Source organism: Sphingomonas sp. GM_Shp_1 (genome assembly GCF_026540895.1).
Taxonomy (GTDB): domain Bacteria; phylum Pseudomonadota; class Alphaproteobacteria; order Sphingomonadales; family Sphingomonadaceae; genus Sphingomonas.
Genome location: NZ_JALNUR010000008.1, coordinates 1 through 16679, shown reverse-complemented (window position 1 = coordinate 16679; position 16679 = coordinate 1). Strand labels below are relative to the sequence as shown.

General features: G+C 65.6%; 16 protein-coding genes and 2 pseudogenes. 8 read left to right on the top strand and 10 right to left on the bottom strand.

What is annotated here, in order from left to right:
• Nucleotides 1–22: 22 nt before the first annotated feature.
• The gene (locus OXQ33_RS06355; protein ID WP_267433857.1) at nt 23–1330 is read left to right on the top strand and encodes an MFS transporter; all 1308 of its coding nucleotides are present in this window, start codon (nt 23–25) and stop codon (nt 1328–1330) included.
• 451 nt (nt 1331–1781) lie between these two features.
• On the opposite strand, the gene OXQ33_RS06350 is transcribed toward OXQ33_RS06355, so the two are convergent.
• Together OXQ33_RS06350 and OXQ33_RS06345 are read right to left on the bottom strand one after the other, a co-directional pair.
• Nucleotides 1782–2240: a hypothetical protein gene (locus OXQ33_RS06350; RefSeq protein ID WP_267433856.1), complete on the bottom strand. Its 459-nt coding sequence runs from the start codon at nt 2238–2240 to the stop codon at nt 1782–1784.
• A gap of 10 nt (nt 2241–2250) precedes the next feature.
• Nucleotides 2251–3195: a hypothetical protein gene (locus OXQ33_RS06345; RefSeq protein ID WP_267433855.1), complete on the bottom strand. Its 945-nt coding sequence runs from the start codon at nt 3193–3195 to the stop codon at nt 2251–2253.
• 399 nt (nt 3196–3594) lie between these two features.
• Between OXQ33_RS06345 and OXQ33_RS06340 the strand changes: the two genes are divergently transcribed.
• From OXQ33_RS06340 to OXQ33_RS06325, 4 genes are read left to right on the top strand one after another with little or no spacing between them, the layout of a single operon-like run.
• Entirely contained in the window at nt 3595–3843 is a 249-nt protein-coding gene (locus OXQ33_RS06340; RefSeq protein WP_066487159.1) for a glutaredoxin domain-containing protein, read from the top strand.
• A 37-nt stretch (nt 3844–3880) separates the two neighbouring features.
• Entirely contained in the window at nt 3881–4375 is a 495-nt protein-coding gene (locus OXQ33_RS06335; protein WP_267433854.1) for a TspO/MBR family protein, read from the top strand.
• The gene (locus OXQ33_RS06330; RefSeq protein WP_267433853.1) at nt 4372–4734 is read left to right on the top strand and encodes a DCC1-like thiol-disulfide oxidoreductase family protein; all 363 of its coding nucleotides are present in this window, start codon (nt 4372–4374) and stop codon (nt 4732–4734) included. The genes OXQ33_RS06335 and OXQ33_RS06330 overlap by 4 nt, the downstream gene beginning before the upstream one ends.
• Nucleotides 4731–5225 carry a DUF427 domain-containing protein gene (locus OXQ33_RS06325; protein ID WP_267433852.1) on the top strand — a complete coding sequence of 165 codons (495 nt, stop codon included), beginning with the start codon at nt 4731–4733 and terminating at the stop codon, nt 5223–5225. The genes OXQ33_RS06330 and OXQ33_RS06325 overlap by 4 nt, the downstream gene beginning before the upstream one ends.
• 37 nt (nt 5226–5262) lie before the next feature.
• Here OXQ33_RS06325 and OXQ33_RS06320 read toward each other — a convergent pair whose 3' ends face one another.
• Entirely contained in the window at nt 5263–5640 is a 378-nt protein-coding gene (locus OXQ33_RS06320) for an aldo/keto reductase (protein WP_267433851.1), read from the bottom strand.
• Between the two features lie 36 nt (nt 5641–5676).
• Between OXQ33_RS06320 and OXQ33_RS06315 the strand changes: the two are divergent.
• Nucleotides 5677–6401: pseudogene (locus OXQ33_RS06315) on the top strand (IS3 family transposase); the annotation flags it as partial.
• An 18-nt stretch (nt 6402–6419) separates the two neighbouring features.
• Here the strand turns inward: OXQ33_RS06315 and OXQ33_RS06310 are convergent.
• The 7 genes and pseudogenes from OXQ33_RS06310 to OXQ33_RS06280 form a co-directional block, all read right to left on the bottom strand.
• Nucleotides 6420–6707, bottom strand: a pseudogene (locus OXQ33_RS06310) (serine hydrolase domain-containing protein); the annotation flags it as partial.
• A 490-nt stretch (nt 6708–7197) separates the two neighbouring features.
• The gene (locus tag OXQ33_RS06305; RefSeq protein ID WP_267433850.1) at nt 7198–9330 is read right to left on the bottom strand and encodes a relaxase/mobilization nuclease domain-containing protein; all 2133 of its coding nucleotides are present in this window, start codon (nt 9328–9330) and stop codon (nt 7198–7200) included.
• Nucleotides 9327–9641 carry a hypothetical protein gene (locus OXQ33_RS06300; protein ID WP_267433849.1) on the bottom strand — a complete coding sequence of 105 codons (315 nt, stop codon included), beginning with the start codon at nt 9639–9641 and terminating at the stop codon, nt 9327–9329. Before OXQ33_RS06300 ends, OXQ33_RS06305 begins: the two co-directional genes overlap by 4 nt.
• Before the next feature lie 246 nt (nt 9642–9887).
• On the bottom strand, nt 9888–10826 hold the full coding sequence (locus OXQ33_RS06295) for a hypothetical protein (RefSeq protein WP_267433848.1): 939 nt from the start codon (nt 10824–10826) through the stop codon (nt 9888–9890).
• Nucleotides 10823–11323: a hypothetical protein gene (locus OXQ33_RS06290; RefSeq protein ID WP_267433847.1), complete on the bottom strand. Its 501-nt coding sequence runs from the start codon at nt 11321–11323 to the stop codon at nt 10823–10825. Before OXQ33_RS06290 ends, OXQ33_RS06295 begins: the two co-directional genes overlap by 4 nt.
• Nucleotides 11324–11957: 634 nt before the next feature.
• Entirely contained in the window at nt 11958–12239 is a 282-nt protein-coding gene (locus tag OXQ33_RS06285; protein WP_267433846.1) for a hypothetical protein, read from the bottom strand.
• Complete coding sequence (locus OXQ33_RS06280; protein WP_267433845.1) at nt 12236–14053, bottom strand: site-specific integrase; 1818 nt, start codon at nt 14051–14053, stop codon at nt 12236–12238. Before OXQ33_RS06280 ends, OXQ33_RS06285 begins: the two co-directional genes overlap by 4 nt.
• A 1096-nt stretch (nt 14054–15149) precedes the next feature.
• Here OXQ33_RS06280 and OXQ33_RS06275 point away from each other — a divergent pair.
• Together OXQ33_RS06275 and OXQ33_RS06270 are read left to right on the top strand one after the other, a co-directional pair.
• Nucleotides 15150–15839, top strand: a complete 690-nt coding sequence (locus OXQ33_RS06275; protein ID WP_267433844.1) for a hypothetical protein — start codon at nt 15150–15152, stop codon at nt 15837–15839.
• A 45-nt stretch (nt 15840–15884) separates the two neighbouring features.
• Nucleotides 15885–16679, top strand: a 795-nt coding sequence (locus OXQ33_RS06270; protein ID WP_267433843.1) for a hypothetical protein, incomplete at its 3' end; no start/stop codon positions are given.

The following is a 16679-nucleotide window of genomic DNA, read 5'->3' as shown; positions in this document are numbered from 1 at the left end:
CGCGGCTTTCCAGGAGAGTGAAATGGACGCCGACACGACGCTCGAGGCGCGGACGATGCGCAAGGTCACCTGGCGCCTGCTGCCATTCCTGATGCTGTGCTATCTTCTCGCCTTTATCGACCGGGCGAATGTCGGCATGGCCTCGTTGCAGATGAATGCCGATCTGGGGCTGTCGGCCCGAGTCTTCGGCTTCGGCGCCAGCCTGTTCTTCGTCGCCTATTTCCTGATGGAGGTGCCGAGCAACCTCATGCTCCAGAAGGTCGGCGCCCGCTACTGGATCGCGCGCATCATGGTAACCTGGGGGCTGGTATCAACGGGCATGGCGTTCGTGTGGAATGCCGAGTCCTTCTATGTCATGCGATTCCTGCTCGGCGCGGCGGAGGCGGGTTTCTTCCCCGGGGTCATTCTGTACCTGACCTATTGGATGCCGCCCCGTTATCGTGGTCGCATGCTGGCGCTCTTCGCGATCGCCATTCCGGTGTCGAGCTTCGTCGGTTCGCCCCTGTCGGGACTGCTGCTCGCGATGGATGGGCTCGGCGGCCTGCGGGGTTGGCAATGGCTGTTTATCTGCGAGGGCATTCCCACCATCCTGCTCGGGCTGGCCTGCCTCAAGGTGCTGACCGACCGGCCGGCCGATGCCCTGTGGCTCGAGGAGGACGAGCGTGCGTGGCTCATGCGGGAGCTGGCGCCCGTATCCGGCTCGAAGCCGCTCGTCGATGGATCGGCATGGCGGCTGGTGCGGACCCCGGCTTTCTGGGCCATGGTAATCGCCTGCTCGGGCGCGTCGGCGGCGGGCAGCGTGCTCGGCGTCTGGCAGCCGCAACTGTTGAAGTCCTTCGGACTGACCGACCTTCAGACGGGCTTCGTCAACTCGGTTCCCTATGGCGTCGCGGCTGTCGCGATGGTGCTGTGGGGCCGCCATTCGGACGCCACCGGGGAGCGCCGCTGGCATACCGCGCTGCCGCTGCTCCTCATCGCCGCGGGGGCCGTGGGCACCTTCGCCCTGACGGGACTGGGGCCGACCGTCCTGCTGCTCACCCTGGTGCTTGCCGGGGCCTATTGTTTCAAGGGACCGTTCTGGAGCATGGCATCGAGCTGGCTGTCGGCCAGCACGGCCGCCGCCGGCATCGCCGCGATCAACGCGACGTCCAACCTCATCGGGGGTGGACTGATGGTCAACGTCTACGGGCTGATCCATGACGCGACCAACAGTTATGTCCTGGCGCTTCTTCCTCTTGCCGGCCTCACGATTGCCAGTGCGATGGCCGTGGTGCTTGTCGGACGCGCCGCGCGGGAACAACCCGCGGCAGATCAGAGGTTCGCAGCCTAAATGAACCTACGTTTCCCCTGGTCCGACATGACGAACGAAGGCCGAAGTTGGCAAGTGGCAAGGCGCATCTCATGAACCGGAACTCGGTCTTTCCGCCATTAGCCAGCATGGCGGATGCAGGTCGCAAATGTCCCCTCCAACCGGCGGGGGCGTGAACGCCGGCACCGGGAACCCATGGCCGCACGATCCTGAGTGGGAGAACGCCGGCTCCTGTTGGAACCCGACATCCAGCGCTCCGAATAAAAATGACGGCTTCGTCCCACGTCTCGTCATTCCCGCCATCGCTGGTCGAGGCGTCGGGCGAACGTGAATGGATGTCCGAAGTTGGGGAGCGCGAAACGACGGCTGAATGTCGTCTTGTGGGTCATCCGGTGCTGTCGTGAGCAGGCAAACGTGGAGAGGTTTAGCCCTGGCTCGGCCAATGCAATCGCTTTGACAAAACCGTTGCAGGCTATTGCTTCAAGCCCAGCGCGTCCGCCAAGTCGTCCAGGCTGGTCATCGCCGTGTCCGCATCGTGATCGCCTTGGTCGAACGCGGCGCGCGTCTCCTTGAGACGGGTCGTGGCTGTCCGCAGCGCCGCCATTGCCTCCTCGGTACCCTTAGCGTCAAGCGCGCCGATGAGCTGGTCGCGCGCGAAGATGCGCCAGAAGTAGAGACGAGTGAGGAACGCTTCGATCAGTTCCGCACCGTCGAAGTCGTTTGCGTTTCGGGCAGCGTCGAACGCGGTCTGAACTCGCGGAATCAGGTTGTCGAGGGCCGCTCGAAACCCACCAGGGTCCTGCGCCGCCATCCGAACCCCCAGCAGACTCGGGTCGGCGTGGAGGCGGGTGCGGAACTCGGACTTCCGCCGGTCGGATGCCCCCAACTGCAGGTATAGGGCGGAATACGCGGCCAAGGCTTCGTCGGACATCTTGGTTCTCCTAGTCGCCCTTCGCGCTTGAGACGGCGTCGAGGTACGAGTTCAGCCCTTCAAATGCCGGAGTGAGGCCGACCCGTTCGTCTCGCAGTGCCGAGATGAGCGCCGCGTGCGCGGTCGCGAGGCCACCGAAGTCGGTCCTCATACCCCTCGCAAGGCGAATGTCGGCGGCCGTGCGAACGATCCCATTGCCAGCGTTGATGCGGTGGGTCTGCTCCTGGTCAATCAGCACCCGCAATCGCTGGCGCTCGTCCTCGCCGGCCGAACCCTTCGGGAGCGCGTCGTACTGCTCCTCGAGTTGTCGCCCCGTCGCGCCCGCCCGGTCGAACGCCAGCCGATAGCGGTTGAGCCGTATGGTCGCGCTGTCGAGGATGTTGCTTCTCAACTCCGTTGCGATCTCCCCAAGGTTGCGCGAGGCCATCCGAACGGCGGGATCGGCGGCCATCGCCGCCTCCGACAGAGCATTTCGCCGAGCGGCAGTCAGCCGGCCTTTCGTGATGGCCGCGACTGCCTTGGCGATCCCGGCCGCCGGCGCTCCGACACCCGTCACGGTGGCGAGCGTCTCGATCGCCTTCTCCGCCGCATCCACGTTGGCTTTGGCGGCCTTCAGGTCCTTCGCCTCGGCGAGGTCCGCCATTGCGGCGCCATATGACGCCACCGCAGCGATGAGCTTGCGGGTCCGCGGCGCGCCCTCGACGAGAGCCAGGTTAGGAGCGCCGACGCCGGTCAGCCGCACCTCGCACACCGCGTTCTTGGGAAGGTCTCCAACGCACTTGTCCGTCGCGATCGCAAGGCCGCCGCTCGAAGGCTGAATAATCGCGCCCTCGGTCACGGAGGCGACCTCCGCCGCGGTCCCTGCGCCAAAGGCGTCCGCGTCAGCCTTCGCTATGGTCTTGAAGGCGGTCGCCTCTCGTTGTGGTAAAGTGGCACACGCCGTGATGCTGATCATGGTTAGCGCAGCGGCCAAAGGCCGGACCGATATCCGCATAGTCGTTTCCCCCGACCAACGACGAGCCGCGACTCGTCGCCAGGACGCATCGTAGATCGTTACTGGCGGCAGACAATAGACGCTACGGCTGCCGAAACCGAACGAGTCAGTGTTTTGCCCGACAGCAACAAAGACTTAGCGGTCCTTCTTACACGAGCTCCTTTATGCGCATACGAACCTGCCAGCCTGCGAAATTATCACTTCTAACTGCGTTGCAGCGCCTGAACGAACGGCCGGTTTTAGGAAGCGCCCAAGGCGCCGTGAACGTCGAATTCTGGGTCACATGTACGTCGATGCGGAACGTCGCGCAGCCCTGGTCGCTTTGATTGCAAGGACGCTGAAGTCCGCGGAGATGTCGAAGTGGCGGAAAACAGAACGGCGACCCTCTATCGCATGGTGCTCCCCGAACACATTTGTCCGTTCGGCGTCCGCGCTAGGCAGATGCTGGAGGCGGCCGGGTTCACGGTCGACGATCGCCTGCTGCAATCGCGTGAGGAGGTCGATGCCTTCAAGGCGGAGCAGGGCGTCGCCACCACGCCGCAGATCTTCATCGATGGCGAGCGGATCGGCGGCAGCGACGACCTCGAACGCTATCTTGAGCAGGCCTAAGCGAATGGATCGCCGGGACACTGTTGCCGCGGGCGGATTGACGCGCCTTGCAGCGCTGGCGGCAGTCGGTGCGGTGCTTGGCGCGAGTGCTATCGTCGGACGGCGCAACGCTTCGGACCCGTCGCACCCCGGCATCCGCCGCTGGTATCGGCGGCTGGACAAACCCGGCTACACGCCACCCGATGCGGTGTTCGGCGCAGTCTGGCCGGTGCTGGAAACCGGTCTTGCGGTCGGCGGCTATCGCCTGCTGCGCCGCCCGGCCGGGGGCGCGCGAAACGTGGCTGTCGGCCTGTGGCTGGTCAACACCGCGATGGTCGGCGGCTGGACGCAGCTCTTCTTCCGCGAAAAACGGCTCGGTGCGAGCGCGGCCGCCTCGGGCGCGATGGTCGCGACTGGCGCCGCCTATGTCGCCACGGCCGCGAAGGTCGACCGACCGGCGGCGGCGGTGGCGCTGCCGTTCGTCGCCTGGCTCGGCTTCGCCACGCTCCTGTCCGAGCGGATCTGGCGCGACAATCCAGATGAGGGGCGATGAAGCGGGTCACCGTCTGGCACGACGGAACTTGTCCGCTCTGCCAGCGCGAGATCGCGATGAGGCGCCGGCTCGACAAGCGCGGCGCGATCACGTTCGTGGATGTGGCGGGCGGCGGCACCTGTCCCGTCAGCCGGGCCGAGATGCTGGCGCGCTTCCACGCCCGCGAGGATGGCGGTCCGCTGCTGTCCGGAGCGGCCGCCTTCGCCGCGATGTGGCGCGCGGTCCCGGCGCTGCGTCCGCTGGGCGAGATGGCGCGCAATCGCCTGATCCTGTCGGGGCTGAAACGCCTCTACCTTGGCTTCCTCCGCGTCCGGCCACGTCTGCAACGTTGGCTGGCCCGGCGGGAGGCGCGGACATGAGGCCACGACCCGACACGCCGTCGCCAGGACAGGAGAGCGTGTGGCGCTATCCTCGCCCCGCCATCGCGGAACCCAGCGACCGGCGGATCCGCATCGAGCATCGCGGCGTCCTGGTCGCCGACACCAGGAAGGCTGTCCGGACGCTGGAGACCAGCCATCCACCGAGCTGGTACCTGCCACCCGCCGACCTCACGCCCAGTCTGCTGCGTCGCTCGGATCGGCGGTCATTCTGCGAATGGAAGGGCGAAGCGGTCTATTGGCACCTGGTGGTTGGTAGCGAGGTGCTGCGCGATGTGGCGTGGAGCTACCCGGAGCCGACCCCGGCCTTCGCGATCCTGCGCGATCACATCGCCTTCTATGCCGGACCCCTCGACCGATGCACGGTGGACGGCGAGCCGGTGGTTCCGCAGCCCGGCGGCTTCTATGGCGGGTGGATCACGGCCGACCTTGCGGGACCATTCAAGGGCGTGCCGGGCAGCATGGGGTGGTGACCGCTGATCGGCCGGCGGACTTCGAAGCGGGAAGGGCTTAGGAGAAGCCCACGACCGCATGGGGCACATAGGGCGCCTCCAGCCGCGCGATCTCGTCATCCGACAGCACCAGGTCGAGCGCTGCGAGGGCATCGTCGAGGTGTGCCAGCTTGGACGCGCCGACGATCGGCGCGGACACCTCCGGCTTGGCGAGTACCCAGGCGAGCGCGACCTGCGCGCGCGGGACACCACGTTCGCTGGCGACGGCCACGACGGCCTCGACCACCTTGCGATCCGCCTCCGCCGTCGCCGCGTAGAGCGTGCGGCCGAACGCGTCGGTGTCCGATCGAGCGGTGGTGTCGTCCCAGTCGCGGGTCAGCCGGCCGCGGGCGAGGGGGCTCCATGGGATTGAACTGCCCCCCTCTGAGTGGTCCATCGACTATGACAGTCTGGACCAAGGAAGGGACCACGAATGCCTGCCAGGAAGCACAAGCCCGAGGAAATCATCGGGAAGCTGCGTGAGGTCGAGATCATGCTGGGTCAGGGCGGCACGACCGCCGAGGCCTGCCGGCGGATCGCCGTCAGCGAGCAGACTTACTATCGGTGGCGCAAGGAATATGGCGGCCTGAAGACGGACCAGGCTCGGCGGATGAAGGATCTGGAGAAGAAGAACGCCCGGCTGCGGCGGGCGATCTCGGACCTGACTCTCGACAAGCTCATTCTTCAGGAGGCTGCGAAGGGAAACTTCTGAGCCCCGCACGGCGCCGGCGCTGCATCGACCAGGTGCGGGTGGTGCTAAATGTCTCCGAGCGACGGGTATGCCGCGTGCTTGGGCAGCACCGGTCGACACAGCGCAAGGTGCCGCGTGGGGCAGACGACGAAGAGGCGTTGACCGAGGATATCATTGCCTTGGCCAGGCAATATGGTCGCTATGGCTATCGCCGGGTGACGGCGCTGTTGCATGCCGCTGGCTGGTCGGTGAACCATAAACGGGTAGAGCGGATTTGGCGACGCGAAGGACTGAGGGTTCCGCAGAAGCAGCCGAAACGCGGGCGGCTGTGGCTGAACGACGGTTCGTGCATCAGGCTGCGACCGGAATATCCGGGTCATGTATGGGCATACGACTTCGTTGAGGAGCGTACCCACGACGGGCGCAAGTTCCGCATCCTGACCATCATCGACGAAGCCAGCAGGGAACCCGGTGCGATGACTCAGCGTCATGCGGACCGTGAGCTTCGTCCGGCGGGGATCGCGCGACAGGTCGGGGTCGCTCCAGTAGCGATCCATCGGCTCGTCGAGCGACAGCTTGCCGGCGGATACCAGTCGCAGGATGACCTCCGCCGTGAGCGGCTTGGTCAGCGAGGCGAGATTGTAGGGCGTGGCGACGGTCGCCGCCCGGTTCGGCCCCGCCGTCCCCCAGGCACCCGTCGAGACGATCCGTCCGTTGCGGATCACGGCGACCGACGCACTCTCTACGCGGTGTTCGCGAAGGGTCGCGGTCATATCCGGCAGAGGGGCTTTGGCTCCGGCGTTCGCCATCGAGGCGCAAGCCAGCAGCGCGATCAAACTCCCTTGAACCGTCCGTTTCAAAAGATGTGCTGTATTAGTCATGTAAGACGGGTAGCGACGTTGCTGTTTGGCTGCAACCTGGATCGTACTGAACCGCGCCGGGTTTGTCGGAGGCTCCAACTTCTGAGAGGAAGGGGCTATGAGGGCGGGACGCCGAACAACTTTTCGCCGGAGGAGTGCGCGCGGCGCGGATGGTGCTGGACCAAGATAAGGATCACCCGTCGCATTGGTCCACGGTGGTGTCGATCGGGGCTCAGATCGGGTGTCGATTCGTGCTACTCGCCGCCTTATAAGGTCAGCGGCGAGGGACTGGTGTGCTCGCAGAGGGTGTCGGCGTCCTGCAGGATCTCGTCCGCGACGTTTGCGAGGCGCATCTCGCCGGTTGAACGCGCAGCGGCGCGACGGTGGCACACCGCCGTGCCGGTCACCGCAATTGCAGCCCTCGACCGGGTGCCTGCGCCTGTGCCGCCAGCATCCGCGCGTGATCACCTGCGTGCTGCCGCAACCGCATCGCTGCCTGCAGCCCCTCGGCGACCCATTGATTAAGCAGGTTGCGCGCCTTCGGATCGGCAAATGCTTTCGCGGCTAACGGCCTCAGCTTTGCCATCGCCTTCGGATCACGCCGCCATTCATCCAGCCACGCATCGACCGCAGGATTTTCACCGCGCATCTCGTCGAGGGGCGTCGGGGCAGGTGAGGGCGACTGGGACACCGTCGCTGCCGGCAACGACACCGCGCTGACTGATGCCGGGTCAGCTTCGATTGTTGGTGTAGGTACCGGTTGTGCGCGCGGGGTGGATCCTGCAGCGTCGAGCGCGATCTCTTGCCGAATGCGCGGTGCGAGTTCGCCGGTGAGCGTTATCTTCTCTTCGTCTGCGATCTCGATCGCCATCCGCAGGAATGCATCACTTCCCGCGATCAGTTCGACCGTTCCCCATTTCCGTTGGGCCAGCTTGAGCGCCGCGACCACATCGGCACGCCGGAGCGTGTGGATCGTTAGCGTCGGGCCATGGTCGGTGAACGCGGGTTCCAACTGATTGATGCGGCGATAGAAGCAGGCCCCATCGTCGCGGTGCCACGCATAGCCGGCGACCGGAACGCCCGCAGCGGCATGGTCTCCTGAGGACGCGACCACCATCGGAACCGCAAGGCCGAGTGCCTGCGGGATAGAAGGAGCACTCGCGCCTGCGCACCATGCGTCGTAGGACGGGAAGCGCGCTGCGGCATCGAGTGCGGCTACTGCCGGCTCGGTTGCCGCCATCAGCTCGCGTTCGATCGCCGCGAAGTGCATGCCGAATAGCTGGCGCGCGGCATTCAATTGGTCGCGACGCCCCCGCCAATCGCTGGCGTTGATCTGGGCAGCGAAGCTCTTCCGCCAAGCGATGATCATGACACGTGCCTGCGCACGCTGCGCGCCGAGCTGCTCGCGCGCGGCAGCCACTGCGCCTGCGTGCGCGGCGCGCGCTGCTTCATAGCCGGGACGACGCTCCTGCCGCGGCAGATAGCGAGGCATGCGCGTGATGATCTGCTCGGGCCTGCCTGGCCTGAATGCGCCGAGCCGATCAGCCTGCACAAGTTGCGTGAGCGCCGCACCGCGTGCGGCGATGCTCGCCGATATCGCACGCTCGCCCATCGTGATCCACGCGCCGTTGGTACCGTAGCGCGCGTAGCCAAGACCCTCCTTGCCCATTTCCTGGTGAAGCTCTTCCCACGAGCGGACACGCGCGATGATCGGTGCGGCGATCGTCATCGCGATGCGCTCGAAGGACATGCGTCCGGTGCGCCCCTCGTATCCGCGCGCGCCGCGCGACAGCCGCTTGTCGACCGGCTTGTCGAGGGTGCGGCGGTCGGGCGGATGTACTCCGGTGGCACTGCCATCGGCAAGGCGGACAAGTCGGCCGCTGTCGATGTGGCGGACGCCATCGGCGTCGACCCGGTACTGCGCGCCCTTTTCGGCCGCCCAACCCTGGCGATGCTCGATCAAGGCCGCCGCTTGCCCAGCCGCGTTGAGCTGCCAGCCGTCGCCTGCCGCGACGACTGTGCCGGTTTCCGGGTGCACGCGGTTGACCGCCACATGCACATGATAGTGCTGTGTGTTGCGGTGTGCGGCGTAGATCGCCTGATGCTCTTCCACGTTCAGGACGCGCAACAGGAGCGCGACCGCCTCCGCGACCTGTTCTGGCGTCGGGTGTTCGTTCTCACCCCAGCTGATGACGTAATGTTCGATCGGATCGGTGCCGCGACCGCGTGCGATCTGCGCCAGCATTTCAGCCTGCGCGCGTTCGAACTGTGGGGTGACGTTGCGGTAGCCGACGAGGTCGACCTTCTCGCCGCCATGCGCCTGGTCGGTGACATAGCCGAGCAGCGCATGGTCGACGTGGTCGGCAAGGCCGAGAAGTTTCAGCGCAGCGGGGTCGGCATCGCGGAGATAGTCCGACAGCGCAATGAAGTGCGCGCGCACCTGCGCGCCGGTAGCGCGCGCCACCTGCTTCTCGAGTACGCGCGCCATAGCACGGCGCTGCTGGCGATTGCGATGGCTGATCGCGACGATGATCATCGCTGCTCCGTCTCCGCCAGCCGGTGCAACGCTTCGGTCAGCGCTTCGAGGCGGCGGACGAGCGCATGGTCCACCGCCTTGCCGTTTTTCACCGCGGTACGGCACGCCGCCAGCGTGGCGAGTCCCTGCGCCATAAGCGGTTCGTACGGGCGCAGCACGACCCCCTGGTGTAGCACTGCCGCGCGGATGTAGGCCGCGCGGCTGAGCCCCGAAGCTGCGACGGCCAGTTCGAACCGCGCAAGCTGTGCCGCGTCGAGCTTCGTCGAGATTGCTTGCGATCCCCGGCCCAGCGTCGGTTCATCGACGCCCATCGCAGCCTCCGGCTGCTACGGGTGTGACAAGCGTAGTGCGGAACACCCACATGGCCCGGTTTACCGGGCCCATCCTGCCCTCTCTACCCCCCACTTCCGTGCTGACACTCTGGTCACCCCGGCCGCGCTGGTGTCGCAGAACACGAACAGACGGTTGGGACACGAGCGCTGCCAGCCATGATGCAGACGTCGGATCACCTGCCGGACACCGGATTGGAGGAGATGCCCCGCGGCTATGGAGCGTCATCATGCGAGCAAAGTCTCATAATGGGCATCGCTGGCTTGAAACCGCTTTGCCGCCGCCAGAAGGTCGCGGTCGTTGGTTGCGGACCTGATGGACGCAAGCGAGTGAACGAACTCGTCCCAGCAATCGACTACCTCGTCAGTCAGTCGATGTGCCGGCACACTTCGGGGCAACGGCTGGGAAGGTGCCGCCCGCGCGGTCTGTTCGAGCAAGGGCAGTGCGGCGTCGAGGCCAAGCCAGCGTGCGAAGTCGCCGGATGTGGCAACATGCAGCAAGTGTGCGGCCCACGCTCCACGCAGTCGCTCGTAGCCACGGGAGCCATAGCGGATGAGATCGGCGGGGATTCGACCACGTCCAAGCGAGATGTTGAGAACCGTTGGTGTCAGATGGGGTACTTCGTGCCGCGGCAGCATGGCGAGCTTTGGTGGCAGGTCATCGAAGGCACCCGTGCCGTCGACGTTCTGCTGGACGATATGGATGTCGAGCAGGTCGCCGAGCGCGTCGACGGCCCCCGTCATGTCATCGACGATGTTGGCCTTGTTGGGGATCTGGGACACCAGCATTGCGGCATTGCCATCACGTTTTCGAATGAGATTCACCAGATTCACGAGCGGTTTGAACGTCCGCGGGCTGGTCAACTCGTTGGCACCGACATCGAACAGGATGAGGTCGCACCCAGCGAACTGATCGAGGAGCGCCGACACCGGCGTGCTCTCGACAAGTGGGATGACTGGTACGTCACGATGCTGAATGCGGTGCGAGATCGCGCTGGTGCCAGTAGCGTCGGCGTCTATGATGCCAACGCGCGAGCCGGCGAGCAGTGCCAGCGAGGTGGTGGCGAGCAGCACGCTCGTCTTGGCGCTGCCACCGGCCTTGCTGCCGCTCGCCAGAAGCATCGGCCGGTCGGCGTGCTGGTGCGGCCTCGTGGGATCGTTGCTCATGATTGCTGCCTTGGCGGGGTGGCCCGCATGCGCGCCATGCGTGCGAGCAGATCAGCATCCGTCGCCCCATCGTCATCAACGCGGCCGGACGGCAGCGAGGGCATCGGCATGGCCATCGTCGTGCTCACGGGTGAGGTCGGAGATGCGGTCGGCGGTATGGGCTCGGGCACCTTGCGGCGCGGTGAGGGGGCAGGCGACGGTGTTGCCTTCGTGCGGTCATCCAGATGCGGCTGTGCAAGCCGTTTGATCGTGCGAGTGAAGGTCGCGCCACATGCCGCTTCGTCCTGCTCTGCGATGAGAGCGAGCAACTCGCTCGGCTTGAGATGCGGCAACTCGCGGCGTGCCTTGACGTACTCGCCCAGCCAGAACGCGGCGCGATCGCTCTGACTCATCGGCGCACGCGCGGCGGGGAAACGCTCGGCCGCGAGCTGCGCGAGGCGGCCATCGTGCGCGAGCGGCGGCAACGGAGGTGTGGCGGTGGAGGCGCGGCGACTCATGCGCGGCCTCCCGTGACGAGGCCACGGCGGCTTTCGATCGGCATAGGACAGGGCAGCGCGACGCGCGCATGCTTGATAAGGTCATTGACACTACAGGACATGGATACAGCTCCTTACGGACATCAGACAGCTGACCGAAGGTCAGCGATGGAGGGGCGGGAGCGCGCCCCTGGTCTGTATCATGCGTCCGTCTCGTGCCGCCGCGGTGCCCGTGCCGTCGGTTTCCGGACCAACGATCCGGTACGATGTCTGTACCCGCGGCTGTAAGCCATCCGACAGTCACCGCGCACACAACCCCACACCTGGGGGGATGCCTGTTCCACATATGTCCATGCGCCCGCGAGGTCAAGCGGGTGGCGCGTCTCGGCTGGCACTCGGGAGCGCGGTGGAGCGCTGGTCACCACGCACGCTGCCGCTGGTGTAGCTCTTCGGCGGGGCGGCGACGTACGAACAGGAAGAATTTGCCTTTGCTGGGCCCTGCTTCAGCAGCGCCCCAAACCCGTCCAGTGCGCGTGCGCCTGATCCGGAACGCCGGCGACGTGAGCGGCGACCCGCGTGGAGCGGGGGCTCCTCCGCTCATGATCAGACGTCGGCGGCCGCTGCGCGTATCCGCAACGGCCGCTGAAGCCAGGATTTAGGGAGCGAGGAAGCGACGTTCGATCCGGGCGATCGGGTCGTCACTGTCATCCGGGTAAATCGAAATCCCGTCGTCGATCGGAATGGGGTCGGTGATGAGGTCGATCTCAAAGGGACGCCCGTCGCCGAGCGTCAGCGTTGTAACGCCACACTGGGTCACCGCATGGAGGACAACGGCCGTGCCGGCGCCTAGCAGACTGCTGGCGACCTCGATGACGTCGCCCCCAGGTTCAGCGAAGGCGATATAGACGCTCAGGCGATTACGATGGTCTTCGGTCATTTGCCCTCCCTCGCGTTCGCCTTCACCCGGCCGACGATCTCGGTGACGATATTCACCCAGGAGATCGTGCCAGCTGCCGCACGCAGCCGGGTCCAATCGACCGAGTCGAACCGAAGTCGATCGAGGCTGCGTTTCAGCGCCTGAAGGTCCGCGCCTTCTCCGTAGCGGCCGCCAACCGTCGCGGGGACATGGCCGCACAACTGATCGAGCACGCGCTCCTGCACATCGGCGCCGCGCCCCTCGTCCTTGAAGCGGTGGCGCAGCGAGTGGAAGACCAGCCGCGCATCCGTACTGACGACGGCATTGATGTAGCGGTTGAGCCGGCTGGCCTCCTTGGTCAGCTTGCCGAAGGTGCTGGGGCGAAGATCCGGAAACAGCAGTTCGCTCCCCGCGTCTTTCAGCGCGCTGACGTAGCGCTCGAAGCCGAGCGTCAGGACATGCTCGTGGATCGGGATGATCCGCCGCGAGCCCGTCGTCTTCACGCTTTTCTCGGGCAGGTTCGGATCGGCCTCGGCATCCATCAGGTCGTCGATGTCGATGTAGAGGATGCCACCATCGGCCTTCACGTCCTGGACGCGCGCCTGTCCGACTTCCTCGAGCCGGGCACCGGAAGTTAGCCCGAGCAGGAACAGCCAGTAGAGCGTCACGTCGCTGACGTCGGTGCGCCGGTCGAGCAGGCGATCCGGCCGCACGAACAGATCGGAGGCGAACAGCTGTGCCAGTTCGCCGGGCATGAAGCTGCGGCGACCCCGCGCCACCCGGCTGAAGCCGGTAATCTTCACCCCGGTGCCGGCATTCTGCGAAATCCAGCGCTGCTGATGCGCGAAGCTGAGCAGCGCCTGGATCGATCCGACCCGCTTCTTCAGCGTCGGTGGGCTGACGCGCGGCGTGCCGCTATGCGCGTGGCGCGCCAGGCGCTCGTTGAAGGGCAGGGCGCGGTCCGCGCGCGGCATGGTCGCGGGCAGATTCTTTGCCTCGTCGCGATAATCCATCAGCATATCGGAGGTGAAGGATTCGACCGGGATGTCGCCGAGATAGTCGATCAGATCCTCCGTCGCGCGCTCCACCTCGACATAGGACTGAGGCCGGGGCGCGTTCTCCTTGTTCCACAATTGCAGCAGCTCGCGGAAGCGGAGGTCCGGTCGCAGCCGCGGCTTGACGGCGATGCGGCGGGGTGCAGCGATGTCGGCGCGCAGGCGCTCATTGTCCTCCAGGACGCGGGCGTTCCACGCCTGCATGATGAGGAGTTCGTTGGCCGGGATCCGCTTGATCGGCGGGTCCTGGTCCTCGAACACGTCGGCCAGAACCATGCCGCTGGCTTTCAGCCATTCCGCCGGCGGGTACATACGGACCACGTCGAGCCAACAGTCGCCGGGCACGGGCTGCCCGCGCTTCGCAGCCAGTGCTTCCGGACTGTCGTCCATCGGCAGGCCGGCGAGGGGAAAGTCGGTGTTGAAGACACGGCGCGCGGTGTCCTCCAGCCACCAGACGAGGCCCAGCGTGGGCCAGCGTGACCATCGACCCGACGAATGCCGGTCGCGGATGAAGTCGTCGACGATGATCTTTGCCCGCTCGGGCGAGATTTCGTCGGCAACCTTCTGTGCGGCGATCCGCGCTTCGGCGGCGGCCATCTCCTGTTCGAGCTCGGCATGGGCCAGGACGAAGAGCCGCTTGGCCTCCGCCGGATCGCGCGTCTTGAGCGAGCGGCGGACCTGACGCCGGCCCATCTCGCCCCGCAGATGCGGCGGAAGTTCCTTGTAGAGATAGTAGATGCCGGTCTGGGGATGTTTCCAGGGTGTGATCATCTGCACCATGCGCTTCTATACCCATTCGCTATACCTGCGGACGGTGAAGCTGGCGTAAATCCTGGATTTCCGCGCCTCGATGCGAGGATGGTGACCCCTACGGGAATCGAACCCGGTCAATGAGCATTAGAGAGCACTATAGAGCAAGTAAATGGCTGAAATAGCCAATCTGATGTGCTCTGTTATGCTCCTGAATGCTCCGTAACTCCCATGCTGTCTCCCACGGCGATCTGTCGCTGGTTGGGTTTATATGACGGACGCTTACCAATTTGTGAAGAGGGGGCGGAATGAGGGCTAACGGCTTACTCGACCATGTACTCGAACGCTTGCCGGTTACTCAGTGGTCCAAAATCCAAATGGTGTACCTGAGCCACACGGAGTTATGATTCGGTTGCAGGGAACCGGCACGTCGGAACTCTGGTGGAAAGTGACCTGTCCGCTTTCCGGCAGTCTCCGCAGTGAGCGGACGTTCGTCCATCTAGTCTGCAACTGCAGCTTCCCGCCACGCCGGTGCTCAAGGCGGCGTTCAAGACGATCGAGCGCTTCGACACGGCGTGGTCAGCGAACAGGGTTAACCTGCCGGTGCCTGACAAGCTGGTCACTGCGATCGAGAAGCACCGTGCTAGCTTGGCCATTTGCCAGCCTCGACCGTCGACCAACCACGCTTCCGAACGCAGCGGTAAATGGCAGTCAGCACCCAAAACCGACCCACCGGCTCTATCTTGCGAAGGCGCCGGGGCGCGGACCGGGTGTCGACCCACGATGTGCCGAAAGTCGGACAATTCGTGTCGTCGCGGAGGATCCCATCGGCGATCCGCTGGCCGCGTCCAAGACAGGTTCGGAGCGGCACCCCTCGAAAAGGCGCGCGTCACCCGGACGGCGGAATGGACAGCTCAGGGCCGTTGCCGGTCGGTCGCCAGGCGGCCGTGGGCGCCCGAGATCCTGCGGCCAAGACGGCTGTCATCAAGGCGTGGAGGGCAGGCGGGAACGACGGAGGCGAAAGCGAGTGGGCAGCAATTAAGCTAGTGCCATGACGAGAATCCTAGGCAAGTCGGGACATCCTCCTTATCGTGACCGCGATTTTGCTTCGGACAAGGATCAAGACGTGGCAGAGACGCCGGTGCAAGCAATACCGAGTGACACCGACATCGCCGACGCAGCTCGCGCGGCACTGCAGGATCGGGCGCAGACGATCTACCTGTCGCGGCTCGGGCAGGACCTGAGGCAGGTTTACGGCGCGAGCTTCAAAGCCGCGCTCGGCACGCGTTCACTCGGAGATTTCGTCGTCGAGCATTTGGGCGATACGTACGAGGTATGGGGCAAGGGACCATATAAGCGGGTCGGTGTCATCGGCAGTGCAGCTGCGGACGACGCGCCGCCACCCCTGGACAAGTATCCGGATACGCTCTGGAGGGCCTTCGGGACACCTTTGCCTGAGGGATGCCGGCGCTGGGTCAGCCTCGGCCCCCCGCTGTCGGTCGAGGACGCATGGGACGCACCTCAGCAGGCGGCGATCGAGATCACCGCGGATTTCGTCGTCGAGGAGGACGGCCGGAGCCGGCGCGAGCGCGCGGCGGCCATCGGCGCGTCGATCCGGCGCTGGGCAAGCCAGGCCGGGCTGCCGATGACCAGCCTCGTGGAGCAGGCAGCGGCCGTCCCTCGGGCGCAGCCTCCTAGCGGTCGGCCCGACGGCCCCGAGGCCCTGCGGCAGTTGATCGCCGCCATCCCGGAGGAGGAGCGCGCACGCTACTCGTTGCCGATGAACCTGGTCGGGCGGCTCCTTCAAGTTCCTTGAGGAGTGGCCCTAACCGCCATCATCCTCGCCGGATTCCCCGGGGACGTGCTCGACGCGGTTCGCGGCCGGCTGTCGCGGGATTTTTCCGGCTACGTGGTCCGCGGCGTGGCGGCCCCGACGCGGCGCAATGGCCTAGCCGTGTACGACTCCGACGAAATCGCCAAAGTACTGGGCCAAGCGGCAGATGGCGTCTTCGGATCCTCCCGGCGCCCCGTGGGCTTTTGCCGCAATGCCCAGCGTGGCTGCAGCAAGACAGGTGCCGGCCGCAAGTGCGACAAGGCCGGGCATCAGGCTTGCGCGCTCGAGCAGCCCCGGCGGCTCTTCCTGGTATACCAGGAAGGCTCGAACGAGGCAGAGTTGCTGAAGACCTTCGCACATGCCGCCTTGCCGTTGCGAATCCCTAGGAGCGTCTATGGGCAGCGGCAGCACACCGCGGATCGATGCGCCGAAGCAATCCGGACGCTGAATGCTCGGGCGGCCGTGATCGAACCGGTCCTCAAGCCCGGTTCCGCGCTCCTGCTGCCTCCAAGGATCTTCGGCCAACATAACGCTGTCACGAACCTGCTGGACCGGGTTGTCGCAGGAAAGAACCCGGTGCGCGAGCTGCGCGACTTTCGGCAGCTGCACTGGGACAAGGCAGAGCGGGCGTTCGTCGGCCGCTCGCGCCTCGGCTTCAGCCCTGGACACGATGCCGGCCTCCATGGGGAGCCGCATGATCACGCGGACATCGCCGTTGCGCTCACGCGCCGATACCGCCTGGGATGCGTCTACGACGGCGCCTTCCATTGGGATGTCTCCCCAATGGATGGGTCCCACCTGGCCGAGAAGTACGAATTCAAG

Excerpts from the sequence above, each read along its gene's own strand:
- OXQ33_RS06285 (WP_267433846.1), bottom strand. The coding sequence starts at position 12,239 with ATGACCGAAGACCATCGTAATCGCCTGAGCGTCTATATCGCCTTCGCT.
- OXQ33_RS06305 (WP_267433850.1), bottom strand. The coding sequence starts at position 9,330 with ATGATCATCGTCGCGATCAGCCATCGCAATCGCCAGCAGCGCCGTGCT.
- OXQ33_RS06300 (WP_267433849.1), bottom strand. The coding sequence starts at position 9,641 with ATGGGCGTCGATGAACCGACGCTGGGCCGGGGATCGCAAGCAATCTCG.
- OXQ33_RS06345 (WP_267433855.1), bottom strand. The coding sequence starts at position 3,195 with ATGATCAGCATCACGGCGTGTGCCACTTTACCACAACGAGAGGCGACC.
- OXQ33_RS06280 (WP_267433845.1), bottom strand. The coding sequence starts at position 14,053 with ATGGTGCAGATGATCACACCCTGGAAACATCCCCAGACCGGCATCTAC.
- OXQ33_RS06330 (WP_267433853.1), top strand. The coding sequence starts at position 4,372 with ATGAAGCGGGTCACCGTCTGGCACGACGGAACTTGTCCGCTCTGCCAG.
- OXQ33_RS06295 (WP_267433848.1), bottom strand. The coding sequence starts at position 10,826 with ATGAGCAACGATCCCACGAGGCCGCACCAGCACGCCGACCGGCCGATG.
- OXQ33_RS06350 (WP_267433856.1), bottom strand. The coding sequence starts at position 2,240 with ATGTCCGACGAAGCCTTGGCCGCGTATTCCGCCCTATACCTGCAGTTG.
- OXQ33_RS06320 (WP_267433851.1), bottom strand. The coding sequence starts at position 5,640 with ATGGACCACTCAGAGGGGGGCAGTTCAATCCCATGGAGCCCCCTCGCC.
- OXQ33_RS06325 (WP_267433852.1), top strand. The coding sequence starts at position 4,731 with ATGAGGCCACGACCCGACACGCCGTCGCCAGGACAGGAGAGCGTGTGG.
- OXQ33_RS06355 (WP_267433857.1), top strand. The coding sequence starts at position 23 with ATGGACGCCGACACGACGCTCGAGGCGCGGACGATGCGCAAGGTCACC.
- OXQ33_RS06290 (WP_267433847.1), bottom strand. The coding sequence starts at position 11,323 with ATGAGTCGCCGCGCCTCCACCGCCACACCTCCGTTGCCGCCGCTCGCG.